The 26,429-nt window shown below is 65.1% G+C and carries 23 protein-coding genes; 15 read left to right on the top strand and 8 right to left on the bottom strand.

All coding sequences use genetic code 11. From position 1 onward, the window contains the following. Window positions 1-18: 18 nt before the first annotated feature. From ACLD02_RS17305 to ACLD02_RS17295, 3 genes are read right to left on the bottom strand one after another with little or no spacing between them, the layout of a single operon-like run. A complete protein-coding gene (locus ACLD02_RS17305) occupies window positions 19-648 on the bottom strand; it encodes a methylthioribulose 1-phosphate dehydratase (RefSeq protein WP_410299273.1) in 630 nt (209 codons plus the stop codon). Then, window positions 645-1,682 (bottom strand): S-methyl-5-thioribose-1-phosphate isomerase, encoded by a 1,038-nt coding sequence (gene mtnA / locus ACLD02_RS17300; RefSeq protein WP_203101620.1) that lies wholly within the window; start codon window positions 1,680-1,682, stop codon window positions 645-647. The genes ACLD02_RS17305 and mtnA overlap by 4 nt, the downstream gene beginning before the upstream one ends. Continuing rightward, window positions 1,683-2,132 (bottom strand): PGPGW domain-containing protein, encoded by a 450-nt coding sequence (locus ACLD02_RS17295; RefSeq protein WP_203101619.1) that lies wholly within the window; start codon window positions 2,130-2,132, stop codon window positions 1,683-1,685. A gap of 139 nt (window positions 2,133-2,271) precedes the next feature. Here ACLD02_RS17295 and ACLD02_RS17290 point away from each other — a divergent pair, with 139 nt between their 5' ends. Together ACLD02_RS17290 and ACLD02_RS17285 are read left to right on the top strand one after the other, a co-directional pair. Then, window positions 2,272-2,733: a DUF2489 domain-containing protein gene (locus ACLD02_RS17290; RefSeq protein ID WP_203101618.1), complete on the top strand. Its 462-nt coding sequence runs from the start codon at window positions 2,272-2,274 to the stop codon at window positions 2,731-2,733. Window positions 2,734-2,912: 179 nt separating this feature from the next. Continuing rightward, window positions 2,913-3,590 (top strand): hypothetical protein, encoded by a 678-nt coding sequence (locus tag ACLD02_RS17285; RefSeq protein WP_203101617.1) that lies wholly within the window; start codon window positions 2,913-2,915, stop codon window positions 3,588-3,590. Between the two features lie 38 nt (window positions 3,591-3,628). Here the strand turns inward: ACLD02_RS17285 and ACLD02_RS17280 are convergent, their stop codons facing one another. Further along, window positions 3,629-4,300 (bottom strand): hypothetical protein, encoded by a 672-nt coding sequence (locus ACLD02_RS17280; protein ID WP_203101616.1) that lies wholly within the window; start codon window positions 4,298-4,300, stop codon window positions 3,629-3,631. Window positions 4,301-4,515: 215 nt separating this feature from the next. Between ACLD02_RS17280 and ACLD02_RS17275 the strand changes: the two genes are divergently transcribed. From ACLD02_RS17275 to thrH, 3 genes are all read left to right on the top strand, one after another. Further along, window positions 4,516-5,421 (top strand): 5'-nucleotidase, encoded by a 906-nt coding sequence (locus ACLD02_RS17275; RefSeq protein ID WP_203101614.1) that lies wholly within the window; start codon window positions 4,516-4,518, stop codon window positions 5,419-5,421. 115 nt (window positions 5,422-5,536) lie between these two features. Next, window positions 5,537-6,511 carry an HTH-type transcriptional regulator CysB gene (gene cysB, locus ACLD02_RS17270; RefSeq protein ID WP_410299272.1) on the top strand — a complete coding sequence of 325 codons (975 nt, stop codon included), beginning with the start codon at window positions 5,537-5,539 and terminating at the stop codon, window positions 6,509-6,511. 97 nt (window positions 6,512-6,608) lie between these two features. Continuing rightward, window positions 6,609-7,226: a bifunctional phosphoserine phosphatase/homoserine phosphotransferase ThrH gene (gene thrH / locus ACLD02_RS17265; RefSeq protein ID WP_410299271.1), complete on the top strand. Its 618-nt coding sequence runs from the start codon at window positions 6,609-6,611 to the stop codon at window positions 7,224-7,226. A 37-nt stretch (window positions 7,227-7,263) separates the two neighbouring features. On the opposite strand, the gene ACLD02_RS17260 is transcribed toward thrH, so the two are convergent. Beyond that, window positions 7,264-8,418 (bottom strand): anthranilate synthase component I family protein, encoded by a 1,155-nt coding sequence (locus ACLD02_RS17260; protein WP_203101602.1) that lies wholly within the window; start codon window positions 8,416-8,418, stop codon window positions 7,264-7,266. Between the two features lie 166 nt (window positions 8,419-8,584). On the opposite strand from ACLD02_RS17260, the gene ACLD02_RS17255 reads away from it, so the two are divergent. The 6 genes from ACLD02_RS17255 (at window position 8,585) to prpD (ending at window position 17,027) form a co-directional block, all read left to right on the top strand. Then, window positions 8,585-9,262 (top strand): GntR family transcriptional regulator, encoded by a 678-nt coding sequence (locus ACLD02_RS17255; RefSeq protein WP_410299270.1) that lies wholly within the window; start codon window positions 8,585-8,587, stop codon window positions 9,260-9,262. Then, window positions 9,259-10,152, top strand: a complete 894-nt coding sequence (gene prpB, locus ACLD02_RS17250; protein WP_203101600.1) for a methylisocitrate lyase — start codon at window positions 9,259-9,261, stop codon at window positions 10,150-10,152. The genes ACLD02_RS17255 and prpB overlap by 4 nt, the downstream gene beginning before the upstream one ends. Window positions 10,153-10,180: 28 nt before the next feature. After that, window positions 10,181-11,305 carry a 2-methylcitrate synthase gene (prpC, locus tag ACLD02_RS17245; RefSeq protein ID WP_410299269.1) on the top strand — a complete coding sequence of 375 codons (1,125 nt, stop codon included), beginning with the start codon at window positions 10,181-10,183 and terminating at the stop codon, window positions 11,303-11,305. A gap of 176 nt (window positions 11,306-11,481) precedes the next feature. Next, window positions 11,482-14,070, top strand: a complete 2,589-nt coding sequence (acnD, locus tag ACLD02_RS17240) for a Fe/S-dependent 2-methylisocitrate dehydratase AcnD (protein WP_410299268.1) — start codon at window positions 11,482-11,484, stop codon at window positions 14,068-14,070. A gap of 185 nt (window positions 14,071-14,255) precedes the next feature. Continuing rightward, complete coding sequence (prpF, locus tag ACLD02_RS17235; protein WP_203101597.1) at window positions 14,256-15,437, top strand: 2-methylaconitate cis-trans isomerase PrpF; 1,182 nt, start codon at window positions 14,256-14,258, stop codon at window positions 15,435-15,437. 105 nt (window positions 15,438-15,542) lie between these two features. Then, on the top strand, window positions 15,543-17,027 hold the full coding sequence (gene prpD, locus ACLD02_RS17230) for a 2-methylcitrate dehydratase (protein WP_203101596.1): 1,485 nt from the start codon (window positions 15,543-15,545) through the stop codon (window positions 17,025-17,027). Between the two features lie 136 nt (window positions 17,028-17,163). Here the strand turns inward: prpD and ACLD02_RS17225 are convergent, their stop codons facing one another. Further along, window positions 17,164-17,982, bottom strand: a complete 819-nt coding sequence (locus ACLD02_RS17225) for a pyruvate, water dikinase regulatory protein (RefSeq protein ID WP_203101595.1) — start codon at window positions 17,980-17,982, stop codon at window positions 17,164-17,166. Window positions 17,983-18,190: 208 nt separating this feature from the next. On the opposite strand from ACLD02_RS17225, the gene ppsA reads away from it, so the two are divergent. Together ppsA and ACLD02_RS17215 are read left to right on the top strand one after the other, a co-directional pair. Next, a complete protein-coding gene (gene ppsA / locus ACLD02_RS17220; RefSeq protein WP_203101594.1) occupies window positions 18,191-20,563 on the top strand; it encodes a phosphoenolpyruvate synthase in 2,373 nt (790 codons plus the stop codon). 282 nt (window positions 20,564-20,845) lie between these two features. Continuing rightward, window positions 20,846-21,163 (top strand): Rieske 2Fe-2S domain-containing protein, encoded by a 318-nt coding sequence (locus tag ACLD02_RS17215; RefSeq protein WP_203101843.1) that lies wholly within the window; start codon window positions 20,846-20,848, stop codon window positions 21,161-21,163. A gap of 8 nt (window positions 21,164-21,171) precedes the next feature. On the opposite strand, the gene ACLD02_RS17210 is transcribed toward ACLD02_RS17215, so the two are convergent. Continuing rightward, a complete protein-coding gene (locus ACLD02_RS17210; protein ID WP_410299267.1) occupies window positions 21,172-21,801 on the bottom strand; it encodes a lytic transglycosylase domain-containing protein in 630 nt (209 codons plus the stop codon). A gap of 194 nt (window positions 21,802-21,995) precedes the next feature. Between ACLD02_RS17210 and ACLD02_RS17205 the strand changes: the two genes are divergently transcribed. Together ACLD02_RS17205 and gorA are read left to right on the top strand one after the other, a co-directional pair. Beyond that, window positions 21,996-23,561 carry an FMN-binding glutamate synthase family protein gene (locus ACLD02_RS17205; protein WP_203101592.1) on the top strand — a complete coding sequence of 522 codons (1,566 nt, stop codon included), beginning with the start codon at window positions 21,996-21,998 and terminating at the stop codon, window positions 23,559-23,561. A 38-nt stretch (window positions 23,562-23,599) separates the two neighbouring features. After that, window positions 23,600-24,967, top strand: a complete 1,368-nt coding sequence (gene gorA / locus ACLD02_RS17200) for a glutathione-disulfide reductase (RefSeq protein WP_410299266.1) — start codon at window positions 23,600-23,602, stop codon at window positions 24,965-24,967. Between the two features lie 18 nt (window positions 24,968-24,985). Here the strand turns inward: gorA and ACLD02_RS17195 are convergent, their stop codons facing one another. Further along, window positions 24,986-26,332 carry a cytochrome P450 gene (locus ACLD02_RS17195; RefSeq protein ID WP_238400865.1) on the bottom strand — a complete coding sequence of 449 codons (1,347 nt, stop codon included), beginning with the start codon at window positions 26,330-26,332 and terminating at the stop codon, window positions 24,986-24,988. Window positions 26,333-26,429 lie beyond the last annotated feature (97 nt).

Below are 26,429 nucleotides of genomic sequence, written 5' to 3'. Positions count from 1 at the left end.
TTCAGGTCGCGGCTCCGGTCAGCCCAGTCGGCGGCGGTCCAGTTCCACCGCCAACAGGGTTTCCAGAGCTTCCAGCTGCCGGTAACAGGCGGGCATGTCCGCCGCCCAGGTGTAAAGGCCGTGGCCACGGATCAGGTAGGCGTGGGTGATGCGGCCCGCCTCCAGTTGCCGGTCCACGTCGGCGGCCAGGGCGGCGATGTCCTGGCTGTTGTCGAACACTGGAATGGTAAGCCGGCTGTCGTGGCTGTGAATACCGTCCAGGGCCTTGAGCAGCTCGTAGCCCTCCAGGGTCACGTGGTCGGCGGGCCAGTGCATGGTCAACACCGTGGCGGCGTGGCTGTGGGTATGCAACACCGCGCCGATGGCCGGATCGCGCCGGTACAGGCTGGTGTGTAGCAGGGTCTCGGCGGACGGTTTGCCGTCGCCCACTGGTTGGCCGTCCAGGTCCACCACCATGATGTCCGTTTCCTCCAACAGCCCCTTGTCGCGGCCGGAGCGGGTGATCGCCGCGTGGTTGGCGTTGAGGCGCTGGGAGTAGTTGCTGCTGGTCGCCGGCGACCAGCCGTGCCGGTAAACACGCCGGCCGGTGGCGGCCAGGGTGCGGGCCGCTTCCCGGAAGGCGCTGGTGGAGTAGGGGCGTTCGGTCATGACGGGCTCCGCGCGAAGTGATCGGCCAGGGCGGCGGTGGAGGGTGATTCGATGACGCCATTCTCGGTGACGATGGCGGTGATCAGCGCCGCCGGCGTCACGTCGAAGGCCGGGTTGTAGACCGGGCAGCCCGCCGGCGCCAGTGCGGTGCCGCCGACCCGGCGTACCTCGTCGCCGTCGCGCTCCTCGATGATGATGCCGCCGCCATCGCTCATGGCCCGGTCCAGGGTCGACTCCGGCGCCGCCACGATAAACGGCAGGTTATGGTGGCGCGCCAGCACCGCCAGGTTGTAGGTGCCGATCTTGTTGGCGGTGTCGCCATTGGCGGCGATGCGGTCGGCGCCCACCACCACGGCGTCGATGCGCCCCTGCGCCATGAGCAGGCCGGCGGCGCTGTCCGCGACCAGGGTCACGGGAATGTTTTCCTGCATCAGTTCCCAGGCGGTCAGCCGGGCGCCCTGCAGCCAGGGCCGGGTCTCGCCGGCGTACACGCCCTTGAGATGGCCGGCCCGCCAGGCGGAACGCACGATGCCCAACGCGGTGCCGTGGCCGCCGGTGGCCAGGGCGCCGGTGTTGCAATGCGTGTAAAGGGTGGCGTTGGCCGGCAGCAGGGCGGCGCCCAACTCACCCAGGCGCTGATTGGCGGCCTGGTCCTCCTGGTGAATGCGTTCCGCTTCGCGTACCAGACGCTTGCCGAGAGCGGCGCCGGGCTCGCCATCGAAACGTTCGCGCATCCGGTCCAGGGCCCAGAACAGATTCACCGCCGTGGGGCGGCTGGCGGCCAGGGTGGCCAAGGCCGGCTCCAGGCCGGCGCCGTGGGCCCTGGGCCCCAGGCGCAGGGCCTCCAGAGCCAGGCCGTAGGCGGCGGTGATGCCGATCGCCGGAGCGCCACGCACCGCCATCTGGCGGATCGCGTCGGCGGCGCCGGCGGCGTCACGCACGTTCAACCACTCGGTGGTGGCGGGCAGGCGGCGCTGGTCGAGCAGCAGCAGATGATCGTCGAGCCAGTGAATGGCCGGGCTTTCAATGGGCATTCAGGTGTTCTCCCGGTCGCCGTCCGGGCGCGGCTCGTTGAGCGGCGGTCGGCCATAGCGGCGACGGATCCAGTTGGTGGAGCGCAGTACCCCGGGGCGGCGCATGATAGCGCGTTCCAAACGGTATTTCCCTGGAAAGGTGCTGACCATCAGGGCGATGACGATGGTCAGAATGCCCTGGCCGGGCAACACCAGCATCAGGATGCCGGCGGCCAGCAAAACCAGCGCGAAGGCGTTGCGCAGAAGCCATGTCAGCCAGCCCAGCGGGCCCCGGTACTGCAAGGGCCGTGACGGCGTGTTGAAGTAATCCACCGGCATGCGTACCACCAGCCAGGGAATCGCCAGCGCCGAGGCCAGGGCCATCACCACGCCGACCGCGGTGAGCCCCGGCAGCCAGGGCTCCAGATGCCGGACCAGCGGCGCCAGCCACTCGGGAAGCTCGAATTGCAAAAGGTGTCTCCATACTCCGGCCGCTCAATGGGTTGCGGACCTTCCGTGACGTACAATGGCGGCACCGGCGGGGCAATTCAATCGCCGCCGCGCCGCGCAGCCCTCGCCACCCAATAACGCAGCAAGGAGTCGTTTGCCGATGATCTGGAAACTGATTCTCGCCGCCCTGGCCGGGCTGGCCATTGGCGCCGCCCTGGGCGCTCTCGTCTGGCGCTGGATGGCGCGCCGTCAGGAACGCCGGCGTCAGGCGGCTCGCCACCGGGAAGTGGTGGCCAGTCTGGAGGTACTGTCCCGGGCCTTGCTGCAAGGCCAGGTGGACAGCAGCGAAGCGACCATCCGCATGAGCGTGTTGCTCGACTGCCTGCCCCAGGACGTGCAGCCCAAGGTCGACGTGGCCGCCATTCACCGGCTCGCCGAGGATGTGGGGGGCTTCGACCGTGGCGAGACCCGCCGTCAGCTCAGCGCCCGGGAGCGGAATCGCCAGGACCTGGACCGGTTGCGTCTGGAAGATGAACAGAACGAGGCGGTGCTGGCCGCCACCCGGCGGTTGCAGGAGGTACTCGATCAATGGCGGGGCCACTTCCCCGGGGATCGCGGCTGAAGCCGCTCCTACAGAAACGCTGGCCATGGTGTTCGTAGGAGCGGCTTCAGCCGCGATCCGGCCGTCATGGCACACCAATGACTCTGCAGACGCGGCTGCTGGTCGCGAGAGCGGCGAGGGCGTTGCCCCCTTGAAGTATCATCGCGCCTTCGTTTTCGCAGTGAGTCCAACCCAGCGTTATGAGCGATTCTACTCTTTACGTGGCCTTTCCGGCCTCCGAGCAATTGCGCGATCGCATCGACACCTTCATCGAATCCGCGCGCGGCGAACCGGAGCGCGATCATGCCGCCCAACTGGAAGCGATCATGGATCCCTTCCTGGACGAGGTGCTGCATACCTATTTCACCGGGCCGATCGACGCCGTCAATGCCAAGGGCACGGCGGTGAACGTGATCCTCGGCGCCATGAAGGTGATCAACAAGGCCGCCCACGGTCTGGCTCACCGGCTGATGCGCAAGGCCAGCGTGGCGGAGCAGCGTGCCCTGGCGGACCATTTCGCGGCCCTGCGTCTGGAGAAAGACGGCCAGGTTTACATCGGTTACCCGCTGTCACCGTCCCTGGCCGAACGGGCCAGCCTGGTGTTCCAGGAATTCGCCGATGGCCAGGGTGAAATGAAGCATCTGGTGGAAGTGATGGATGGCATCAGCGCCGGCGCCATCGAAAACTATCTGGACAAGACCGTGGGCAATCTGGAGCTGGGCCGCTTCAACCGGGGGCTGGTGTCCGGCGCCCGGGCGACCATCAAGAAAGCTTCGGCGTCGTCGGTGGAGAAGGGTATTCCGGCCATGGACCGGGCGCACCGCAAACCGGTGGTGGCGTACTTCGAATCCTTGCTGCTGGCCCCCGACAGGGGCTAGGCGAGGGAAGGCCGGGCCTGGCGGCCCGGCCCGCTGGTTCAGCTTGACGCCGAACCGTCGCTGGAGGGGCTGTCGGTGCCCGCCGACGGCTGCGGGGCAGGGGCCTTGCTGGCGGCTTTTTTGGCCGGCGCTTTCTTGCGGGCCGGCGCCTTGCGAGTGGCGGCTTTCTTGGCGCTGGTCTTCTTGGCGGCGGCCTTCTTGGCGGTGGTTTTCTTCGCCGCGCTCTTCTTCACCGCCGCTTTTTTGGTAGTGGCCTTTTTCTTGGCGACGGCTTTCTTGGGCGTCACCCGCTTCTCGATGTCCCGGGCGCGTTTTTCCAGGTCCCTCTCGTACTGATGAATCACCTTGGCCAGGCTGCTGGCCTGCTTGGCGGTGGCCTTGAGCACGCGTACCTCGGTTTCCAGGAAACGCTTGCGGGCTTCGGAATCATCGACCCGCTGACGGGCGTCATCCACCGCCTTGCGGGCCCGGTCCACCTGACGCTGAACCGTGGAAGTGGCCTTGTCCCGGTACTCGGCCTGCACCTTTTCGAGCCGGTTAAGCCGTTCGCGGCGGCGATTCATTTCATCGCTGACACGCTGGCGGGCTTTGTCCAGCTGGCTTTCCAACTGGGCGATCTGTTTTTCCCGTTCCTTATCGAAGCGCTCGGCGAGTTTTCGAATCTGGCTTTGCAGATCGTCGAGGCGGGTCTTTACCTTGTTCGCGGCCATGGATGACTCCCTTTCCCCTGTTCGGTTGGCGTGGGCGGATCGTTGAGGACATGATTGCCGATCCGCTTGAAACTGTATGTCACATTATTCGGCTGGACAACAGCCCCAGCGCCCCGGGCGGCGGGCTTTATGATGAATTCGTGTAACCACCGGCACCGTTGTCGGCGCGACGGTGAGCGGCGATACTGTGCGCCTGAGCAAACAACGGAAGCGTTATGCCGGTTTCTTTCGATGGCAAGTTGGTGGTGGCGATCAGTTCCAGGGCGTTGTTCGATCTGAGCGACAGCCACCAGGTGTTCGAGAACCAGGGCCTGGATGCCTTCCAGGATTACCAGGTCTCCCACGAGGACGACATTCTGCGTCCCGGTGACGCCTTCGCGCTGGTGAAGAAGCTGCTGGCGATCAACGAAATGGAGGAAGGGCGCGGCCGGGTGGAGGTGATCCTGCTGTCGCGCAACAGTTCCGATACCGGCCTGCGCGTGTTCAACTCCATCGAGCACTACCGGCTGCCGATTACCCGGGCGGCGTTCGCCGGCGGCCAGAGTCCGCACCGTTATGTGTCCGCGTTCGGCGCCCATCTGTTTCTGTCCACCGACCCGGAGGATGTGCGCCAGGTGCTTGATGCCGGCTACGCCGCCGCCACCATTCTGTCCGGTGCCACCCTGGACCCCAAGGACGAGGTGCTGCGTATCGCTTTCGACGGCGACGCGGTGCTGTTCTCCGACGAATCCGAGCAGGTGTTTCAAAGCGCCGGCCTGGAAGCCTTCGCCGAGAGCGAGAAGCAGGCCGCCCGCCAGCCGCTCAGTGACGGGCCCTTCAAGGCGTTCCTGGAAGCCCTGCATCAGATTCAGCGCGAATTCCCCGCTGATCGCTGCCCGATTCGCACCGCCCTGGTCACCGCCCGCTCGGCGCCGGCCCATGAGCGGGTGGTGCGCACCCTGCGCGAATGGGGCATCCGCCTGGATGAAAGCCTGTTCCTGGGCGGGCTGCCCAAGGGGCCCTTCCTCAAGGCCTTCGGCGCCGATGTGTTCTTCGACGACCAGCAGGGCCACTGTGAATCCGCCCGTGAGCACGTGGCCGCCGGCCATGTGCCCCATGGCATCTCCAACCCCCGTTCCTAGGGCGGCGTTCCCCGGCCCCGTTGCCAGCCTCTTCACGGCCTACTATGCTTGGAACGCATAATTGCCTATATTTTTATAACTGACTTGCGATGCCAAGGCGGTCGAGGAGCGTGGAATGAAGTTGCAGCAACTCCGCTACATATGGGAAGTGGCCCGCCATGACCTCAATGTGTCCGCTACCGCCCAGGCTCTCTATACCTCCCAGCCCGGCATCAGCAAGCAGATCCGTATGCTCGAGGACGAGCTGGGGGTGGAAGTGTTCGCCCGCAGCGGCAAGCACCTGACCCACATTACCCCCGCCGGGGAGGCGATCCTGCGCATCGCCGGCAATATTCTTCAGCAGACCGAATCGATCAAGCGGGTGGCCCAGGAATTCCGCGATGAAACCAAGGGCGACCTGAGCATCGCCACCACCCACACCCAGGCCCGCTATGCGCTGCCGCCGGTGATACAGCAGTTCACCAAGCGTTTCCCGGACGTGTCGCTGCACATGAATCAGGGCACGCCGATGCAGATCGCCGAAATGGCCGCCGACGGCAGTGTCGATTTCGCCATCGCCACCGAGGCCCTGGAGTTGTTCAGCGACCTGATCATGATGCCCTGCTACCGCTGGAACCGGACCGTGGTGGTGCCGGAAGGGCATCCGCTCACCGAGGTCAAACCGCTCACCCTGGAAGCCCTGGCGGAGTATCCGCTGGTCACCTATGTGTTCGGTTTCACCGGCCGCAGCAAGCTCGATGACGCCTTCGCGGAAAAGGGCCTGGAACCCCGGGTGGTATTCACCGCCGCCGACGCCGACGTCATCAAGACCTATGTGCGCTTGGGGATGGGCGTGGGCATCGTCGCCCATATGGCCGTGGACCCGGTGCAGGACAAGGGCCTGGTGAATCTGGATGCAGGCCATCTGTTCGAGCCCAGCACCACGCGTATCGGCTTCCGCAAGGGCACCTTCCTGCGCGGCTTCATGTACGAGTTTCTGCAGCAGTTCGCGCCCCACCTTACCCGCGAGCGGGTGGACGCCGCCGTGGAGGCCGGCAATCGGGAAGAACGGGAAGCCTTGTTCGCCGACCTGGAGCTGCCCTCGCGCTGAGGCCGGCGCGCCGGTGCCGGCGCCGTTGCAATGCCGCCGGGGCGCCGCTACATTGTGCGCGCCTTTTACCGAGCACATACCGATTAAGGGGATCACCGTGGAATTGCTTTGTCTGGACCTGGAAGGGGTGCTGATTCCGGAAATCTGGATCAACTTCGCCGAGCGCACCGGCATCGACGAACTGCGCGCCACCACCCGGGACATCCCGGACTACGACGAGCTGATGAAAATGCGGCTCGGCATCCTCGACCAGCACGGCTACGGCCTGCCGGACATCCAGAAAGTGATCGACACCCTGGAGCCGCTGGACGGCGCGGTGGAGTTCGTGGAATGGGCCCGCGAGCACTTCCAGCTGATCATTCTCTCGGACACCTTCTATGAATTCGCCCGCCCGCTGATGCGCAAGCTCGGCTCGCCGACCCTGCTTTGCCACAAGCTGGCGGTGGATGACAACGGTCGCATCACCGACTACATCCTGCGTCAGAAGGACCCCAAGCGGGCCTCGGTGAAAGCGCTGCACAGCCTTAACTACCGCATCATCGCCGCCGGCGATTCCTACAACGACACCACCATGCTCAGTGAAGCGGAGCAGGGCATCCTGTTCCACGCTCCGGACAACGTGATCGCGGAATTCCCCCAATTCCCGGCGGTGCACAGCTACGAGGATCTCAAGAAAGAGATCATCAAGGCCAGCCAGCGCGACCTGCCCCTGTAACCTCTTCGTGCCGTTGTAGGAGCGGCTGAAGCCGCTCCTACGGTGAAGGCACGGACAAGGCCTCCATCAGCTTCCTTACCTTGAACCAGCTTTCCTCGTATTCCTCGTCCGGATCGGAGTCGTAGACGATGCCGCCGCCGCCATGGCAGTACAGTGCGTCGCCGTCGGTCTGCAAGGTGCGGATCAGGATGTTGCTGTCGAAGCGGCCCTGGTGGTCCTGCCAGAACAGGCTGCCGCAATAGGCCCCGCGGGTCGCCGGCTCCAGCTCCTGGATGATTTCCATGGCGCGCTTCTTGGGGGCGCCGGTGATGCTGCCGCCGGGGAAGGCGCTGAGCAGTGCCGCCAGGGGCGCCACGCCCGGACGCAGGGTGCCGGTGATGGTGGACACCAGGTGCTGCACGTTGCTGAAGCGGCGCAGTTCGAACAGCGGGTCCACGCGGATCGAGCCGGCCTGGCAAAATTCGCCCAGATCGTTGCGCAGCAGATCCACGATCATCAGGTTTTCCGCCCGGTCCTTGGGGTGGCGGCGTAGCGCCTCGCCCAGGGCCCGGTCTTCTTCCTCATTGACGCCCCGGGGCCGGGAGCCCTTGATCGGCTCGGTGCGCACCACGCCATGGTCGATGCTCAGGAAGCGCTCCGGGGAGACGCCGAACACCGCGTCCTTGCCATCGCGGAAGAAGCCGGCGTGGGGCGCCGGATGGGCGGCCAGCAGCCGGTCGAAGCCGGCCAGGGCGTCGCCGGCCCAGCGGGCCTGGAAGCGTTGGGCGTAGTTGACCTGATAGACGTCGCCGGCGGCCAGGTAATTGAAAATACCGTTCAGTGCCCAGCGGTAACGTTCCCGGGACTGCTCGGCCTGGAACGGGGTGGTGAGTTCGAAGCGCCGCTCGGGGGCCGCTTGATAGGGGCGTGGCCGATCGCGGAACAGGTGCACCACCGCTTCGCCGTTGGCGCCGGCCACGCCGTGCAGTGCCAGGCCGGCGTCGTAGGGGATAAGGCCGCAGGCGAAGCGGCAGTCCCGGGCCAGGGCCTGCTCGACCCGGTCGGGCAGGGCGCGCAGGGCGTCGGCGCCCCGTGCCCGCAGGGTCCAGGCCGGCGTTCCCAGGGACACGGGGCCGTCATCTCCGGCCAGCACGATATGGGGAACATCGGCGCGCGAAGCGGAGCGGTGCGAGCTGTGGGTAACGTCGATCATGATGGTTCCGGCGGCGAAGGACGCTAGTGTAGCGGCGGCCTCCGGGCGGAGCAAAGCATGGTGCCCGGGAAAGATTGTCGACAATAACCATTGAAAGGAAGGGGAGCGGGGAGTAAAGTGCCCGCCAACTCGATCCATTGTCGACAATCAGCGGAGTCGCCCATTCATGAACCAGCTCGCCGAAGGCAGCACCCGCACCCTGGCGGACCGGGTTTTCACCCGCCTGCAGGATGATATCGTGCGTGGTGAGATTCCGCCCGGCAGCAAAGTCAGCGAAACCGAGCTGGCCGGTCGCTATGGCGTTAGCCGGGGGCCGCTGCGCGAGGCGATCCGGCGGCTGGAATCCCGCAAGCTGCTGGAACGCGAGGTGCACGTGGGCACCCGGGTGGCATCGCTCAGCTTCGAGGATCTGATTGAAATCTACTACGTGCGCGAGGCGCTGGAAGGGCAGGCGGCGCGTCTCGCCGCCGAGCGCATGACCGACCAGGAAGTGGCCGGCCTGCACCGGGTGCTGGCGCAGCACGAGCAGCAGCAGGACATCCGTGAGGATACCGCCTACTTCCAGCGCGAGGGCGACCTCGACTTCCATTACCGCATTATTCAGGGCAGCCACAACCGGACGCTGATTCGCATGTTGATCGGCGAGCTGTATCACCTGGTGCGCATGTACCGCTACCAGTTCAGCACCACCGCCAACCGGCCACAGAAAGCCCTGCACGAACACCGCCGCATCGTCGAGGCCATCGAGGCCCGCGACGCGGAGATGGCCGAACTCCTGATGCGCCGCCATATCGGCCGCGCCCGGGAGAACATCGAACAGCAAGCCCAAAGGAGTCCCCAATGAGCCGTCCCAGCAGCGCCGGTGCCCGTTTCCGGCAAGCCCTGGCGGAAGAACAACCGCTTCAGATCATGGGTACCATCAATGCCTACACCGCGATGATGGCGGAGCAGGTCGGTTACCGCGCCATTTACCTGTCCGGCGGCGGCGTCGCCAACGCCTCCTATGGTCTGCCGGACCTGGGCATGACCACCATGAACGACGTGCTTGAGGACGTGCGCCGCATCAGCGCCGCCTCCGAAGTGCCGTTGCTGGTGGACATCGACACCGGCTGGGGCGGCGCCTTCAACATCGGCCGCACCATCAAGGAAATGATCCGCGCCGGCGCCGGCGCCGTGCACCTGGAGGATCAGGTGGCGCAGAAGCGTTGCGGCCATCGCCCCAACAAGGAAATCGTGTCCCAGCAGGAAATGGTGGATCGTATCAAGGCCGCCGCCGATGCCCGCACTGACGATGATTTCTTCATCATCGCGCGTACCGACGCGTTCCAGAAGGAGGGCCTGGAGTCCGCCGTGGAACGGGCCCGTGCCTGCGCGGAGGCCGGCGCTGATGGCATCTTCGCCGAGGCGGTGCACACCCTGGAGGATTACAAGGCGTTCTCCGAAGGGCTCGGCGACACGCCGCTGCTGGCCAATATCACCGAATTCGGCGCCACGCCGCTGTTCACCCGCGAGGAACTGCGCGACGCCGGCGCCGGCATGATTCTGTACCCGCTGTCGGCGTTCCGCGCCATGAACCAGGCGGCGCTGCGGGTCTACCAGACCATCCGTGAGGAAGGCACCCAGAAGAACGTGGTCGATATCATGCAGACCCGCATGGATCTGTACGACTTCCTGGGTTACCACGACTACGAACAAAAACTCGACGAGCTCTTCGCCAAGCAGCGCGGAGAATAACGGACCCGTCAAAACGAGGACGATGACGATGGCAGAGAAGCAACTCAGCGGTGCCGGCCTGCGCGGCCAGGTCGCCGGTAAAACGGCCCTTTCCACCGTGGGCAAAAGTGGCTCCGGCCTCACTTACCGTGGCTACGACGTCAAGGACCTGGCGGAGAACTGCCAGTTCGAGGAGGTCGCCCACCTGATTCTGAAAGGCGCGCTGCCCACCCAGGCGGAGCTGGACGCCTACAAGAAGAAGCTCAAGGGCCTGCGTGGTCTGCCCCAGGCGCTCAAGGAAGTGCTGGAGCGGATTCCCAAGGACGCCCACCCTATGGACGTGATGCGTACCGGCTGCTCCATGCTCGGCAACCTGGAAACCGAGACCAGCTTCGAGCAGCAGCAGGACGCCACCGACCGCATGCTGGCGGCGTTCCCGAGCATCATTTGCTACTGGTACCGCTACAGCCACGATGGCGTGCGCGTGGAAACCGAGACCGATGACGACTCCATCGGCGCCCATTTCCTGCACCTGCTGCGCGGCGAGAAGCCCAATGAGCTGCACGAGGCGGTGATGCACGTTTCACTGATTCTGTACGCCGAGCACGAGTTCAACGCCTCCACCTTCACCGCCCGGGTGTGCGCGTCCACGCTGAGCGACATCCACAGCTGCATCACCGGTGCCATCGGCTCCCTGCGTGGTCCGCTGCACGGTGGCGCCAACGAGGCGGCGATGGACATGATCGAGGGCTTCAAGGACCCGGAAGATGCCGAAAAGGGCATGCTGGGCATGCTTGAGCGCAAGGAAAAGATCATGGGCTTCGGCCACGCGATCTACCGGGAATCCGATCCGCGCAACGCGATCATCAAGCACTGGTCGGAAAAACTGTCCCGCGACGTCAACGGCGAGAACCTCTACGACATTTCCGTGCGCTGCGAGGAAGTGATGTGGCGCGAGAAGAAGTTGTTCTGCAACGCGGATTTCTTCCACGCCTCCGCCTACCACTTCATGGGTATCCCCACCAAGCTGTTCACGCCGATCTTCGTGATGAGCCGGCTGACCGGCTGGGCCGCCCATGTGTTCGAGCAACGCGCCGACAACCGCATCATCCGCCCGAGCGCTGAATATACCGGCCCGGAACTGCGCAAGGTGACGCCCATCGCCGAGCGTTGAGGCTGGAAACGCCGGACGCCGGACGCTAAACCCTAGACGTCCGGGTTTGGGCGTGTTTCCTGCCTGCGCCTCGTTGCCTGGCAGGAAACACACCTATTCTTGCAGACCGGGTTTTGGCGTCCAGCGTCCGGCGTCTAGCGTTCCCCCCATCCACCCAGGTAACCCCAAGGCCATCCATGAACACCGAATACCGCAAACGCCTTCCCGGCACCGAGCTGGATTATTTCGACACCCGCGCCGCCGTGGATGCGATCCAGCCCGGTGCCTACGACAAGCTGCCGTACACCTCCCGGGTGCTGGCCGAGCAACTGGTGCGCCGTTGCGAGCCGGCGGCGCTCACCGACTCGCTCAAGCAACTGATCGAGCGCAAGCGCGATCTGGATTTCCCCTGGTACCCGGCACGGGTGGTATGCCACGACATCCTCGGGCAGACCGCCCTGGTGGACCTGGCCGGCCTGCGTGATGCGATCGCCGAGAAAGGCGGCGACCCGGCCAAGGTCAATCCGGTGGTACCCACCCAGCTGATCGTGGACCACTCCCTGGCGGTGGAACACCCGGGCTTCGAGAAGGATGCCTTCGAGAAGAACCGGGCGGTGGAGGAGCGTCGCAACGAGGACCGCTTCCATTTCATCAACTGGACCAAGACCGCGTTCGACAACGTGGACGTGATTCCCCCGGGCAACGGCATCATGCACCAGATCAATCTGGAAAAGATGTCGCCGGTGGTGCAGGTGAAGGATGGCGTGGCGTTCCCGGACACCTGTGTGGGCACCGACAGCCACACCCCCATGGTGGATGCCCTGGGCGTGATCTCCGTGGGCGTGGGCGGTCTCGAAGCCGAGAACGTGATGCTGGGTAACCCGTCCATGATGCGCCTGCCGGACATCGTCGGCGTGGAACTCACCGGCAAGCTCAAGCCGGGCATCACCGGCACCGACCTGGTGCTGTCGCTCACCGAGTTCCTGCGCAAGGAACGCGTGGTGGGCGCCTACCTGGAATTCTTCGGCGAGGGCGCCGACTCCCTGACCGTGGGCGACCGCGCCACCATTTCCAACATGACCCCGGAATACGGCGCCACCGCGGCCATGTTCTACATCGATGGCCAGACCATTGATTACCTGAAGCTCACCGGTCGCGACGATGACCAGGTGAAGCTCACCGAAACCTACGCCAAGGAAGCCGGCTTCTGGGCGGATACCCTGAAGGGCGTGGAGTACGAGCGCGTGCTGCGTTTCGACATGTCCAAGGTGGAACGTACCCTGGCCGGGCCGTCCAACCCGCACGCGCGGCTGCCCACCTCGGAACTCGCCTCCCGGGGCGTGGCCGGTCAGTGGGAGGAGAAGGAGGGCGAAATGCCCGACGGCGCGGTGATCATCGCCGCCATCACCTCCTGCACCAACACCAGCAACCCGCGCAACATGATCGCCGCGGGCCTGATCGCGCGGAACGCCAACCGGCTGGGGCTGGTTCGCAAGCCGTGGGTCAAATCCTCCCTGGCGCCGGGCTCCAAGACCGTCAAGATGTACCTGGAAGAGGCCAACCTGCTGCCGGAGTTGCAGAGCCTGGGCTTTGACGTGGTGGCCTTTGCCTGCACCACCTGCAACGGCATGAGTGGCGCTCTGGACCCGAAGATCCAGCAGGAAGTGATCGAGCGGGACCTGTACGCCACCGCCGTGCTGTCCGGCAACCGTAACTTCGACGGTCGTATCCACCCCTACGCCAAGCAGGCGTTCCTGGCCTCGCCGCCGCTGGTGGTGGCCTACGCCATCGCCGGCACCATCCGTTTCGATATCGAAAAGGATGCCCTGGGCCATGACGCCGACGGCAACCCGATCCTGCTCAAGGACATCTGGCCGGAGGACAGCGAGATCGACGCCATCGTCAAGGCCAGCGTGAAGCCGGAGCAGTTCCGCGCCACCTACATTCCCATGTTCGAGAAAAAAGGCGACGGCGCCCGGGCGGCCAGCCCGCTGTACGACTGGCGGCCGAAGAGCACTTACATCCGCCGCCCGCCGTACTGGGAAGGCACCATGGCCGGCGAGCGCGGGCTGAAGGGCATGCGCCCGCTGGCGGTGCTCGGCGACAACATCACCACCGACCACCTGTCGCCGTCCAACGCCATCCTGCTGGACAGCGCCGCCGGCGAATACCTGGCGAAAATGGGACTGCCGGAGGAGGACTTCAACTCCTACGCCACCCACCGGGGCGATCACCTGACCGCCCAGCGAGCCACCTTCGCCAACCCCAAGCTGCTCAACGAGATGGTGCGCGACGAGAACGGCGAGGTGAAGCAAGGCTCCTACGCCCGCATCGAGCCGGAAGGCAAGAGCACCCGCATGTGGGAAGCCATTGAAACCTACATGAAACGCAAGCAGCCGCTGATCATCATCGCCGGCGCCGACTACGGTCAGGGCTCGTCCCGGGACTGGGCCGCCAAGGGCGTGGCGCTGGCCGGCGTGGAAGCGATCGTCGCCGAAGGCTTCGAACGCATCCACCGCACCAACCTGATCGGCATGGGCGTGATGCCGCTGCAGTTCCAGGAAGGCACCACCCGCAAGACCCTGAACATCGACGGCACCGAGACCTTCGACGTCAAGGGCACGCCGGCGCCCAGGGCCGAACTGACCCTGGTGATCCACCGCGCCAACGGCGACAGCGAGGAGGTCCCGGTGATCTGCCGCCTGGACACCGCCGAGGAAGTGTCGGTGTACTCCGCCGGTGGCATCCTGCAGAAGTTCGCCAAGGAGTTCGTGAAGGCGAGCTGATGCCTGGACGCTGGCACGCTGGCACGCTATCCGAGCCAGCCGACGGGCTTTCGGAAAGAGCCGCGCGGCGGTGGCAGCGGCAAGCACGGCGGCTCAGACGTGGTTGTCTTTTAGCGTGCAAGCGTGCAAGCGTGCAAGCGTGCATGCGTGCCTGCGCAAGCCCACACCAACTGAAAGGACCTGCTATGTCCCACGCACCACAGATCAAGATACCCGCCACCTACATGCGTGGCGGCACCAGCAAGGGCGTGTTCTTCCGGCTTGATGATCTGCCGGAAGCCGCCCGGGTGCCGGGCCCGGCCCGCGACGCTCTGTTGCTGCGCGTGATCGGCAGCCCCGACCCCTACGGCAAGCACACCGACGGCATGGGCGGCGCCACCTCCAGCACCAGCAAGACGGTGATCCTGTCCGCCAGTGCCCGCGAAGGCCACGACGTGGATTACCTGTTCGGCCAGGTCTCCATCGACAAGCCGTTCATCGACTGGAGCGGCAACTGCGGCAACCTGACCGCCGCGGTGGGCGCCTTCGCCATCAGCAACGGTCTGGTGGACCCGTCGCGGATACCGGACAACGGCGAGGCGGAAATCCGCATCTGGCAGGCCAACATCGAGAAGACCATCATCGCCCGCATCCCGATCACCAACGGCGAGGTGCAGGAAACCGGTGACTTCGAGCTGGACGGCGTCACCTTTCCCGCCGCCGAGGTGAAAATCGAGTTCCTCGATCCGGCGGACGGGGAGGGCGCCCTGTTCCCCACCGGCAACCCGGTGGACGACCTGGAGGTGCCCGGCGTCGGTACCTTGAAGGCGACCATGATCAACGCCGGTATCCCCACCGTGTTCGTCAATGCCGAGGACATCGGTTACACCGGCACCGAGCTGCAGGGCGACATCAACGAGGATGCCCGGGCGCTGGCCCGGTTCGAGACCATCCGCGCCCACGGCGCCCTGCGCATGGGGCTGATCCAGTCCCTGGAGGAGGCCGAGCAGCGCCAGCACACGCCGAAAGTGGCGTTCGTGGCGCCGCCCCGGGAATACCTGGCGTCCAGTGGCAAGACCGTGGCCGCCGGCGATATCGATCTACTGGTGCGGGCGCTTTCCATGGGCAAGTTGCACCACGCCATGATGGGCACCGCGGCGGTGGCCATCGGCACCGCCGCCGCTATCCCGGGCACCCTGGTGAACCAGGCCGCCGGCGGCGGCGAGCGGGACTCGGTGCGTTTCGGTCATCCCTCCGGTACGCTCAAGGTGGGCGGTGAAGCGCGCCGGGAAGGCGACCGCTGGCAGGTCACCAAGGCCACCATGAGTCGCAGCGCCCGGGTATTGATGGAAGGCTGGGTGCGCGTGCCCGGCGACGTGCTTTCGTAAGCGCCGCCGGATCGCGACTGAAGTCGCTCCTACAGAAGACATTGTAGGAGCGACTTCAGTCGCGATAGCTCCGCCGCCAACCGAACGCATCATCAAGGAGGCACCATGACCGGCAATGTGGATCAGAACCAACGCCCCGACTACGACCCGGAAATCCAGGACATCGTAGACTATGTGCTCGGCTATGAGATCCAGTCGGAGGAGGCCTGGGACACCGCGCGCCTGTGTCTGATGGACACCCTGGGCTGCGGCCTGCTGGCGTTGCGCTTCCCGGAATGCACCAAGCACCTGGGCCCCCTGGTGGAAGGCACCGTGGTGCCCCATGGCGCCCGGGTGCCGGGCACCTCGTTCCGGCTTGATCCGGTGAAGGCGGCCTGGGACATCGGCTGCATCGTGCGCTGGCTGGACTACAACGATACCTGGCTGGCGGCGGAGTGGGGCCACCCGTCCGACAACCTGGGCGGCATCCTGGCGGTGGCCGACCATCTGTCGCAGAAGAACCTGGCCGTGGGTAAGCCGCCGCTGACCATGAAGACGGTGCTGGAAGCGATGATCATGGCCCATGAAATCCAGGGCGTGCTGGCGTTGGAAAATTCCTTCAACCGGGTCGGCCTGGATCACGTGGTACTGGTCAAGGTGGCGTCCACGGCGGTGGTGGCACGCCTGATGGGCGCTGACCGGGAACAACTGCTCTCCGCCGTGTCCCACGCCTGGGTGGACGGCCAGTCCCTGCGCACCTACCGGCACGCCCCCAACGCCGGTTCGCGAAAATCCTGGGCCGCCGGCGACGCCACCAGCCGGGCGGTACGCCTGGCGGATATCGCCCGGCGCGGTGAGATGGGCATCCCCGGCGCGCTCAGCGCGCCGCAGTGGGGCTTCTATGACGTGTTGTTTTCCAAGACCAACAAGGACCAGAAGCTCAAACCGGAGCAGGACCGCCGCTTCAAGTTCCAGCGCGAGTACGGTTCCTACGTGATGGAAAACATTCTGTTCAAGCTGAGCTTCCCGGCGGAATTCCACAGCCAGACCGCCTGCGAGGCGGCGGTGACCCTGCATCCGAAGGTCAAGGACCGCCTCGACCAGATCGAGCGCATCGTCATTACCACCCACGATTCGGCGATCCGCATCATTTCCAAGCAGGGCCCGCTGGCCAACCCGGCGGACCGCGATCACTGCATCCAGTACATGACCGCCGTGCCACTGATCCTGGGCGAACTGAACGCGGACCATTACGAGGACGCCTTCCACCAGGCCCATCCGATCATCGACCAACTGCGCGAAAAAATGGAGATCGTCGAGGACCCGGGCTATTCGAAGGATTACTACGATCCGGAGAAGCGCTCCATCGCCAACGCCGTGCAGGTGTTTTTCAGCGACGGCTCCAGCACCGAGCAGGTGGCGGTGGAATACCCGATCGGCCACCGCCGGCGCCGGGAGGAGGGCATTCCGGTACTGGAAGACAAGTTCCTCCGCAACCTGGCGACCCGCTTCCCGGCCGGTCGGGCGGCGGCAATCATGGAGCTGTGCCGCGACGCCGGGCGCCTCGAGGCCACGCCGGTCAACGAGTTCATGGATCGGCTGGTCATCTGAGCCGGCGGCCCCTTTGTAGGAGCGACCGGGCGGCGCTCCGCTTCAGTCGCGATCACCGCATTGCTGGGCAGGATCACCTAGCGCGTCTGCAATCGCGACTGAAGTCGCTCCTACGGTCGCTCCTTCGGAGTTGGGTTTACTGCAGCCGACGCTGCAGGCCGGTCATGGCCAGAATACGGGTACTGATCTCCTCGATGGACAGCTCGGTGGCATCCAGGTGGGGAATATTGAACTTGTTGTACAGCGCCTGCAGGGCGCGCACTTCCATGTCGCACTGGCGCGGCGACGCGTAACGGCTGCCGGCCTTGCGCTCGCTGCGAATGGCGCTGAGGCGCTCCGCGTTGATGGTCAGCCCGAACAGCTTGTGTCGGTGTGGGGCCAGGGCGTCGGGCAGGCGCAGGTCGTCGAAATCGTCCTCGGTCAGCGGATAGTTGGCGGTGAACAGGCCGAACTGCAGCGCCAGGTACAGGCAGGTCGGGGTCTTGCCGGAGCGTGATACCCCGACCAGGATCAGGTCCGCCTGATCATAGTGGCGGGTGCGCGCGCCATCGTCGTTATCGAGCGCGAAATGCACCGCGTTGATGCGGATGCGGTAGGCCTGCTGGTCGCGGATCGCGTGGCTCTGGCCCACCTTGTGGTTGGCCGGTACGCCCAGCTCTTCCTCCAGCGGCTTCTGATAGGCGGTGAACAAATCCAGCACCCGACCCTTGCAGGTATGCAGGATCTGGCGGTGGGTATCGTTAACCAGGGTAGAGAACACCACCGGGGTGGCGCCGTCGTCCCGGGCGGCCCGGTCGATGCGGTTCACCGCCTGGCGAGCGAGCTCGTCGGACTGCACATACGGAATGGTGACCTGGTTAAATTCTATGCTGCCGAACTGGCTGAGCAGGGTGTGTCCCAGGGTCTCGGCGGTGATGCCGGTGCCGTCGGAAATAAAAAAAGCCGTTCTTTTCATGAACTTGGAGCTCCCGGTAACAGCTCGCGCGGGGTCGCGCGGGGCTTCCACAAAAGTCGTAACAGTTTCGCCAATACGGGCGGGCAAAGCGCCGTCGTTTTGGGTAGAATGGCGCCTCGATTCATTCCGGTAAAGCCGGGAACCGCCGAAACACGGTGTACCACACCGGTCCCGGGTTCCTCGGCCAGCAACACTTAAGGAGACGACCTTGGCGGAATACGTAGTCTGGTTTCAGGATCTGGGCAAGGACGACGTGGAGCGCGTCGGCGGCAAGAATGCCTCCCTTGGCGAGATGATCAGCAACCTGGCGGCGGCCGGCGTGTCCGTCCCGGGCGGTTTTGCCACCACTGCGGAAGCGTTCCGTGAATTCCTGGAACACAACGATCTCACCACCAAGATCAACGACGCCCTCGGCGCGCTGGACGTGGAAGACGTGGTGGCTCTGGCGGAAACCGGTGAAAAGATTCGCAAGTGGGTGGTGGACGCCCCCTTCCAGCCCGCTCTGGAAGCCGCGATTCGGGACGCGTACGAAAAAATGGGTGGCGACGACGCCGAGTTCCCGGTAGCGGTGCGTTCCTCCGCCACCGCCGAGGACCTGCCCGACGCATCCTTCGCCGGCCAGCAGGAAACCTTCCTCAATATCCGTGGCCTGGACCACGTGATGGTGGCGGTCAAGGAGGTGTTCGCCTCCCTGTTCAACGATCGCGCGATCAGCTACCGGGTGCACCAGGGCTTTGACCACAAGCTGGTGGCGTTGTCCGCCGGCGTGCAGCAGATGGTGCGCTCCGAGACCGGCGCCGCCGGCGTCATGTTCACCCTGGACACCGAATCCGGTTTCCGCGACGTGGTGTTCATCACCGCCTCCTACGGCCTCGGCGAGATGGTGGTGCAGGGTGCCGTGAACCCGGACGAGTTCTACGTACACAAGAAGACGCTGCTCAACAAGAAGCCGTCGATTCTGCGCCGTAACCTGGGCAGCAAGCTGCAGAAAATGGTCTACGGCAGCGAAGCCAGCGCCGGCAAGTCCGTGCAGACCGTGGATGTACCCCAGGCCGACCGCCTGCGTTTCTGCCTCACCGATGCCCAGGTGGAGGATCTGTCCCGCCAGGCCATCGAGATCGAAAAACACTACGGCATGCCCATGGACATTGAGTGGGCGCTGGACGGTGATACCAACAAGCTGTTCATCGTGCAGGCCCGCCCGGAAACGGTGAAGAGCCGTTCCGACGCCTCGGTGATGGAGCGTTACCTGCTCAAGCAGACCGGCAAGGTGCTGGTGGAAGGTCGCGCCATCGGTCAGCGCATCGGCGCCGGCCCGGTTCGCATCGTCAGCAGCATCAAGGAAATGGACCGCGTGGAAGCCGGCGACGTGCTGGTCACCGACATGACCGACCCGGATTGGGAACCGGTCATGAAGCGTGCTTCCGCCATCGTCACCAATCGCGGTGGCCGTACCTGCCACGCGGCGATCATCGCCCGTGAGCTGGGCGTGCCGGCCATCGTCGGCTGCGGCGACGCCACCGAGCAGCTCAAGGACGGCCAGGAAGTGACCGTGTCCTGCGCCGAGGGCGACACCGGCAACATCTATGAAGGCAAGCTGGACTTCGACATTCAGCGCAACTCCATCGAGTCCATGCCCAAACTGCCGTTCAAGATCATGATGAACGTGGGCAACCCGGATCGGGCCTTCGATTTCGCCACCCTGCCCAACCAGGGCGTGGGTCTGGCGCGCCTTGAGTTCATCATCAACCGCATGATCGGCGTGCACCCCAAGGCGCTGCTCAACTACGACGGCCTGCCGAAGGACGTTAAACAGGCGGCGGACAAGCGCATCGCCGGTTACGACGATCCGGTGGAGTTCTACGTGGAAAAGCTGGTCGAGGGGATTTCTACCCTGGCCGCCGCTTTCCACCCGGAAAAGGCCATCGTGCGGCTGTCCGACTTCAAGTCCAATGAATACGCCAACCTGATCGGTGGCAGCCTGTACGAACCCCACGAAGAGAACCCGATGCTGGGCTTCCGGGGCGCCAGCCGCTACATCAGCGAGAATTTCCGCGATTGCTTCGAGCTCGAGTGCCGTGCCCTGAAGAAGGTGCGTGACGAAATGGGCTTCACCAACGTGGAGATCATGGTGCCGTTCGTGCGCACGCCGGGCGAAGCCGAGCAGGTCATCGACCTGCTGGCCAAGAACGGTCTCAAGCGCGGCGAGAACGGTCTGCGCGTGATCATGATGTGCGAGCTGCCCACCAACGCGTTGATCGCCGACGAGTTCCTGAAGTTCTTCGACGGCTTCTCCATCGGCTCCAACGACCTGACCCAGCTGACTCTGGGCCTGGACCGGGATTCCGGCATCATCAGCCACCTGTTTGATGAGCGGGACCCGGCGGTGAAGGTGCTGTTGAAGATGGCCATCGATGCCTGCAATGCCCAGAAGAAGTACATCGGCATTTGCGGGCAGGGCCCGTCCGATCACCCGGATCTGGCCAAGTGGCTGATGGAGCAGGGCATCTCCTCGGTGTCCCTGAACCCGGATTCGGTGCTCAATACCTGGTTCTACCTGGCCGAGAAACACGGCCACTGACCAGCGTCCCCACCGATCCACGAAGAAGCCCGGCCTTGCGCCGGGCTTTTTCGTGGGCGTCGTGTCGTGCGTTCGTGGGCCGAATCCTCCATTGTGGCCACGACGAGACGCTACGAGGTGGCGTCAAGCGCGACTCCGTAGGTTGAGGATTAGGTAGGAGCGACTTCAGTCGCGATGAAGTTGGCACCGCCCGGACGCGGCCCGGCTTGACGGCCAGGCGGGTCTTTTTTGGCGACGCCATTGCGGCTATGGTCGAAGAATCGTCGCTACCACGAAGCCGCCATGTTCCACCGTTTGATCCGCACCCTGGACCTGCACGATGGCCTGCGCCTGCCGGTGCGCATTGGCCGACACGAGTTATTGCTGTTGCATGAGGCTGGGGAAACCTGGCTGGTGCAGCGGCGTTGCCCCCATGGCGATTTCCCTTTGGAGCGCGCCAGTCTGCGTGATGGGGTGCTGCGCTGCCCCGGCCATGGCCTGGAATTTTCCCTTCACAGCGGTCGCTGCCGCGCGCAGCCGGCGTTCTGCCTGAAACGGTACGTACTGGAATTCGACGGTCCCTGGCTGGGCGTTTCCCTGGACCCGACCGGCGGCCATTGAGCGCGGGCTCAGCGGCTGGCCACCGTCTCCGTGTTGGCCATCTCTAGCTGATAACGCAGACGCAGCTCCTTCACCTTGCGCACATAGGCCTGGGTTTCGGCGAACGGCGGGATGCCGCCATAACGGCGCACATTGCCTTCGCCGGCGTTGTAGGCGGCCAGCACCTGATCGAGCGTGTCGAAACGGTTCTGCAGGTAGGCGAGGAAGCGGGTGCCGCCGCGAATGTTGTCGCCGGCGTCGAACGGGTTGGTCACTTCCAGATAACGGGCGGTGCGGGGCATGAGCTGCATCAGGCCCTGGGCACCAACCCGGGAGACCGCGTAGCGGTCGAACAGGGATTCCGCGTGAATCACCGCTTTCACCAGTGCCGGCTCCACCTCGAAGCTGCCGGCGGCGGACTGGATCAGGGTGTCGTAACGGTTACGCTGGAAATCGGTGAGTGCCCGGGGCTGGTAGCTCCAGCCCTTGCGCACGGAGAGCAGGGTATAGTGCGCGCCCACCTTCTCCTGGGGCTGGTCGGTGAACAGTATCTCCCCGTTGGCCCCCCGGTACTTGTAGATGTTGTCGGCCGCCGCGGTGGACGCGCCCAGAATCAGCGTCAGGGTCAGCCCCGCGCCGATCACCCCCGTGATCTTCATGTTGTTGTCCAGTCCGGATCCCGATTCCGAGCCCCCTTGATACCACAGTCCCATCCCGGGTACTAGCTTCGTCGTAGGGAAGCCCCGGGCGGGTTCTCATTCTTTCGGCGGAGAGGGCGCCAAGCTTTCACCCGGCGCTGCCGTCCGGGGGCGATGATCGTGGTAGCATGCCGGGACCGGATAAAGGAGGATTTATGCTGTCGGATCGGTTGCATGCCTGGGTCGACCTGCTGACCACCTGGCTGGCCCTGGGTCTGTTGCTGATACTGTTCGTGCTGTCGGTAACCGCCGCGGTGCTGTGGTTCCAGGACCGCTATCTGCAAAAAGCCCACGCCATTCGCCGCAACTACCCGTTGATCGGCCGTTTCCGTTATTTCTTCGAGCATATCGGCGAGTTTTTCCGCCAGTATTTCTTCGCCATGGACCGCGAGGAACTGCCGTTCAACCGCGCCCAGCGAAGCTGGGTATACCGCGCCGCCAAGAATCTCAGCAACACGGTGGCGTTCGGCACCACCAAGCAGAACGATCCGGGCCGGGTGATCTTCCTCAACACACCGTACCCGACCCTGGAGAAAGACGCCGCCGAGACCCTGCCGCTGATGATCGGCCCCCACGCTCGCCAGCCCTACGTGGCGCGCAGTTTTCACAATGTGTCGGGGATGAGTTTCGGCGCCCTGTCGAAGCCGGCGGTGCAGGCCCTGTCCCGGGGCGCCGGCTACGCCGGCTGCTGGATGAACACCGGCGAGGGCGGGCTTACCGAAATGCATCTCGAGGGTCATTGTGACCTGGTGTTCCAGATCGGCACCGCCTACTACGGCGTGCGCGACGACGAGGGCAACCTGAGCGACGCCAAGCTCGAGGAGGTCGCCGCCCATCCGGAAGTGAAAATGTTCGAGATCAAGCTCAGCCAGGGCGCCAAACCGGGCAAGGGCGGCATTCTGCCCGCCAGCAAGGTAACCCCGGAGATCGCCCGCATCCGGGGCATCCCGGCCGGCGAGGCCTCGGTGAGCCCGAATGGCCAGCCGGGCGTTCGCTGCGCCGCTGATCTGCTGGACATGATCCACCGCGTGCGGGAAGTCACCGGCAAGCCAGTGGGCATCAAGACCGTGATCGGCTCCTGGCAGTGGCTGGAGGACCTGTTCATGGAGATCCACCAGCGCGGCCTGGACAGCGCCCCGGATTTCATCACCGTGGACAGCGGCGAGGGGGGCACCGGTGCCGCGCCGATGTCGCTGATGGACGATGTCGGCCTGAACCTGGCCGAGTCGCTGCCCCTGGTGGTGGATTTGCGCGACGGTTTCGGCCTGCGCGAACGCATCCGGGTGATCGCGTCCGGCAAGCTGATCAATCCCACCATGGTGGCCTGGGCCATAGCGATCGGCGCGGATTTCTGTGTGTCCGCCCGGGGCTACATGTTCGCTCTCGGCTGCATTCAGGCGATGCAGTGCAACCGCAACACCTGCCCGACCGGCGTCACCACTCATAACCCGCGCCTGCAGCGCGGGCTGGTGCCCGCCGAGAAAGGGCGACGGGTGGCCCACTTCCATGACAATCTGGTCAAGGAGGTGGAAACCATCGCCCATGCCTGCGGGGTCGGCGAGCCGCGTCAGCTACGCCGTCATCACGCTCGCATGGTCAACGCCAATGGTGATTCCATGCCCCTGGAAGAACTGTGGCCGCCGATCGAACCCGGTGTCTACCTGCGCCAGGGCCGGCCGAGCCTGCACGCGCCCTTCGCCCGTTTCCGGGTGGGCGCCTGAGATCAATGATTCAATCGACCAATAACGAGGAGAGACCGTTGGCTAACGACTTCGACCTGGTGGTGATCGGCGCCGGCTCCGGCGGTGTGCGCGCCGCCCGCATGGCCGCCGGCCACGGCGCCCGGGTGGCGATCATCGAGGAGCGTTTTTTCGGTGGCACCTGCGTGAACGTGGGCTGCGTGCCCAAGAAGCTGTTTGCCTACGGCGCCGGGTTCCCGGATGAATTCCGGCTCGCCGCCGATTACGGCTATACCGTGGAGGGATGGTCCTTTGACTGGGCTACCTTGCGCGACAACAAGACCCGGGAGATCGAACGGCTCAACGGCATCTACCGGCGCCTGCTGGACAACGCCGGCGTCACCGTCTTCGAAGGCCACGGTCGCATCGAGGGCGCCGGTCGGGTGAGCGTGGACGGCGACGTCCAACTCAATGCCGAACGCATCCTCATCGCCACCGGCGGTAAACCGTTCGTACCGGACTTTCCCGGTAACGACAAGGTGCGCATCTCCGACGACCTGTTCTACCTGGACCGGCTCCCGGACACCGTGGCGGTGGTGGGCGGCGGCTATATCGCCAGCGAGTTCGCGTCGATCCTCAACGGTCTTGGCGTCACCGTGCACCAGCTCTACCGCGGCGAACTGTTCCTGCGCGGTTTCGACCACGATGTGCGCACCTTCGTGGCCGAGCAAATGGGGGCCAGCGGCGTGAAGCTGCACTTCAACACCGACGTGGCGGCCATCGAGGAACGGGATGGCCGGTGGGTGCTGCGCCTCGACGGCGGCGGTGAGCTGCTGGTCGACGAGGTGTTCTACGCCACTGGCCGGGTCCCGCGCCTGGACAATCTGCTCGCCGAGGGCGTGTGCCTGGACACCGCCGACAACGGCGCGGTGCGCGTGGATGAGGGTCTGCAGACTTCCCTGGACGGCGTCTACGCCCTGGGTGATGTGATCGACCGCCTGCAACTGACACCGGTGGCCCTGGCCGAGGGCATGTGGCTGGCCGCTCATCTGTTCGCCAAGGACAAGCCGCAGGGGCCGCTGGATTATCGGGACGTGCCGACGGCGGTGTTCTGCCATCCTAATATTGGCACCGTGGGGTTCACCGAGGAGGAGGCCCTGGAGCGTTTCGGCACCGTGCGCGTCTATCGGGGCCGGTTCCGGCCCATGCGTTATACCCTGGGCGATATCCAGGAAAAAACCCTGGTTAAACTGATCGTCGACGATGCCAGCGACCGGGTGGTGGGCCTGCACATGGCCGGCGAGGAAGCCTCGGAGATCACCCAGGGCTTCGCGGTGGCGATCCGAATGGGCGCCACCAAGGCGGATTTCGACCGCACCATCGGAATCCACCCCACTTCGGCGGAGGAGTTCGTGACCCTGCGAGAAGGCGAGACCGTCACCCGCTGATCGCGGCTAAAGCCGCTCCTACGGTGAGCGCTCCAAGGTCACCGGCAATCCGTCCTTGGGTACCGGCAAACTGGTGGTGTCCACCGGCATTTCGTAGCCGCTGGGCACCGACCAGCGCCAACGCAACAGCACCCGGTGCAGAATCGCCTTGACCTGCATCTCGGCGAAATGCAGCCCGATGCACTTGTGCGCGCCGCCGCCGAACGGCACCCAGGCGTAGGGGTGCACCTTGTCCTCCCGGCGTCCCTCCGCGAAACGTTCCGGATCGAACCGCTCCGGGTCCGGCCAGTACTCCTCCATGTAATGGGTGAAGTAGGGCGCCACCGTAACGAAGGTGCCCGCCGGGATGTAATGGCCCTGGTACTCCGCGTCGCGCACCGTGCGGCGGGGCAAGGAAGGCACCGGCGCGCACAGGCGCAGGGCCTCTTTCATGGCCAGGGAAATGCCCGGCAGCGCCTCCAGGTCGCCGTAATCCAGCTCGTCCTTGCCCAGTGCCCGGCTTTCCGCGCGTAGCCGTTCCTGCCAACCCGGATTCCGCGCCAGTTGATAGAACAGGTTGGTCAGCGTGATGGTGGTGGTGTCGTGGGCCGCCATCATCAGAAAGATCATGTGGTTGACCACGTCGTCGTCGGAGAAGCGCTCGCCGTCCTCGGTGGTGGCGTGGCACAGGGCGCTGAACAGGTCGCTGTCGCTGCCGGCACGGCGCGCGGGAATCTCCTCGCGGAACAGGGCTTCCAGAACCCGCCGTCCCTTCAGCCCCCGGGACCAGCGCAGGCCCGGTACTGGGAAACGGAGCAGGGCGGTGCCGGCGCGCACGGTATCCACGAAGGCCTGGTTGATGCGCTCGGCCCGAGGGCCCAGCTCGCTGCCCATGAATACGTCCGTGGCCAGATCCAGGGTCAGTTGTTTGAGGCGGGGCAGCACCAGAACGGGGCCGTCCGGCCAGCGCGCCAGCCCCTCGCCGATGCGCGGGCTCATGCGCGCCAGGTAACCCTCCAGGGCCGGTCGCGTGAACGCCTGCTGCATGATGCGCCGGTGCCAGCGATGCTCCTCGAAATCCAGCAACATGATCCCGCGATGGAAGAACGGACCGATGAAGAAGTCCCAGCCACCATGGTTGGAGAACAGGTTGTCGCGATTGAGCAGCACGAACTGGTTGGCGTCCGGGCCCAGCAACTGGACCATGCGCAGGCCGAACAGGGAGGTCCACGACACCGGGCCATAGGTGTCGTACCGTTGTCGCAGCATGCCCACCGGGTCGCGCATGCTGCTCAGGGTATTGCCGATCAGTGGCCAGCCGCGATCACCGGGCACCGGTTTCAGTGCGCTGCCGTCGGGAACCCGGGCAAGAGGCGAGACGGACATGGTCATGCTCCTTGGTAAACATGGTGTTTATCGCATACTGAACCGTCGACCCGACGGCGTCCACCGCCAATTGCCGCCGTCCTGGCCACGGAACGAT

This window comes from Alloalcanivorax sp. C16-2 (genome assembly GCF_046507615.1).
GTDB classification, from domain to species: Bacteria; Pseudomonadota; Gammaproteobacteria; order Pseudomonadales; family Alcanivoracaceae; genus Alloalcanivorax; species Alloalcanivorax marinus_A.
Note: the sequence above shows the minus strand (reverse complement) of the source record. Positions and strands in the feature narration are given on the sequence as shown.

What these genes read in the sequence shown, in the direction of transcription:
- ACLD02_RS17275 (WP_203101614.1), top strand. Translation starts at nt 4,516, where the DNA reads ATGCCGGTTTCTTTCGATGGCAAGTTGGTGGTGGCGATCAGTTCCAGG.
- ACLD02_RS17210 (WP_410299267.1), bottom strand. Translation starts at nt 21,801, where the DNA reads ATGAAGATCACGGGGGTGATCGGCGCGGGGCTGACCCTGACGCTGATT.
- ACLD02_RS17290 (WP_203101618.1), top strand. Translation starts at nt 2,272, where the DNA reads ATGATCTGGAAACTGATTCTCGCCGCCCTGGCCGGGCTGGCCATTGGC.
- acnD (WP_410299268.1), top strand. Translation starts at nt 11,482, where the DNA reads ATGAACACCGAATACCGCAAACGCCTTCCCGGCACCGAGCTGGATTAT.
- ACLD02_RS17225 (WP_203101595.1), bottom strand. Translation starts at nt 17,982, where the DNA reads ATGAAAAGAACGGCTTTTTTTATTTCCGACGGCACCGGCATCACCGCC.
- ACLD02_RS17305 (WP_410299273.1), bottom strand. Translation starts at nt 648, where the DNA reads ATGACCGAACGCCCCTACTCCACCAGCGCCTTCCGGGAAGCGGCCCGC.
- ACLD02_RS17260 (WP_203101602.1), bottom strand. Translation starts at nt 8,418, where the DNA reads ATGATCGACGTTACCCACAGCTCGCACCGCTCCGCTTCGCGCGCCGAT.
- prpB (WP_203101600.1), top strand. Translation starts at nt 9,259, where the DNA reads ATGAGCCGTCCCAGCAGCGCCGGTGCCCGTTTCCGGCAAGCCCTGGCG.
- ACLD02_RS17285 (WP_203101617.1), top strand. Translation starts at nt 2,913, where the DNA reads ATGAGCGATTCTACTCTTTACGTGGCCTTTCCGGCCTCCGAGCAATTG.
- ACLD02_RS17205 (WP_203101592.1), top strand. Translation starts at nt 21,996, where the DNA reads ATGCTGTCGGATCGGTTGCATGCCTGGGTCGACCTGCTGACCACCTGG.
- ACLD02_RS17215 (WP_203101843.1), top strand. Translation starts at nt 20,846, where the DNA reads ATGTTCCACCGTTTGATCCGCACCCTGGACCTGCACGATGGCCTGCGC.
- prpC (WP_410299269.1), top strand. Translation starts at nt 10,181, where the DNA reads ATGGCAGAGAAGCAACTCAGCGGTGCCGGCCTGCGCGGCCAGGTCGCC.
- mtnA (WP_203101620.1), bottom strand. Translation starts at nt 1,682, where the DNA reads ATGCCCATTGAAAGCCCGGCCATTCACTGGCTCGACGATCATCTGCTG.
- ACLD02_RS17255 (WP_410299270.1), top strand. Translation starts at nt 8,585, where the DNA reads ATGAACCAGCTCGCCGAAGGCAGCACCCGCACCCTGGCGGACCGGGTT.
- prpD (WP_203101596.1), top strand. Translation starts at nt 15,543, where the DNA reads ATGACCGGCAATGTGGATCAGAACCAACGCCCCGACTACGACCCGGAA.
- ACLD02_RS17195 (WP_238400865.1), bottom strand. Translation starts at nt 26,332, where the DNA reads ATGTCCGTCTCGCCTCTTGCCCGGGTTCCCGACGGCAGCGCACTGAAA.
- cysB (WP_410299272.1), top strand. Translation starts at nt 5,537, where the DNA reads ATGAAGTTGCAGCAACTCCGCTACATATGGGAAGTGGCCCGCCATGAC.
- prpF (WP_203101597.1), top strand. Translation starts at nt 14,256, where the DNA reads ATGTCCCACGCACCACAGATCAAGATACCCGCCACCTACATGCGTGGC.
- ACLD02_RS17280 (WP_203101616.1), bottom strand. Translation starts at nt 4,300, where the DNA reads ATGGCCGCGAACAAGGTAAAGACCCGCCTCGACGATCTGCAAAGCCAG.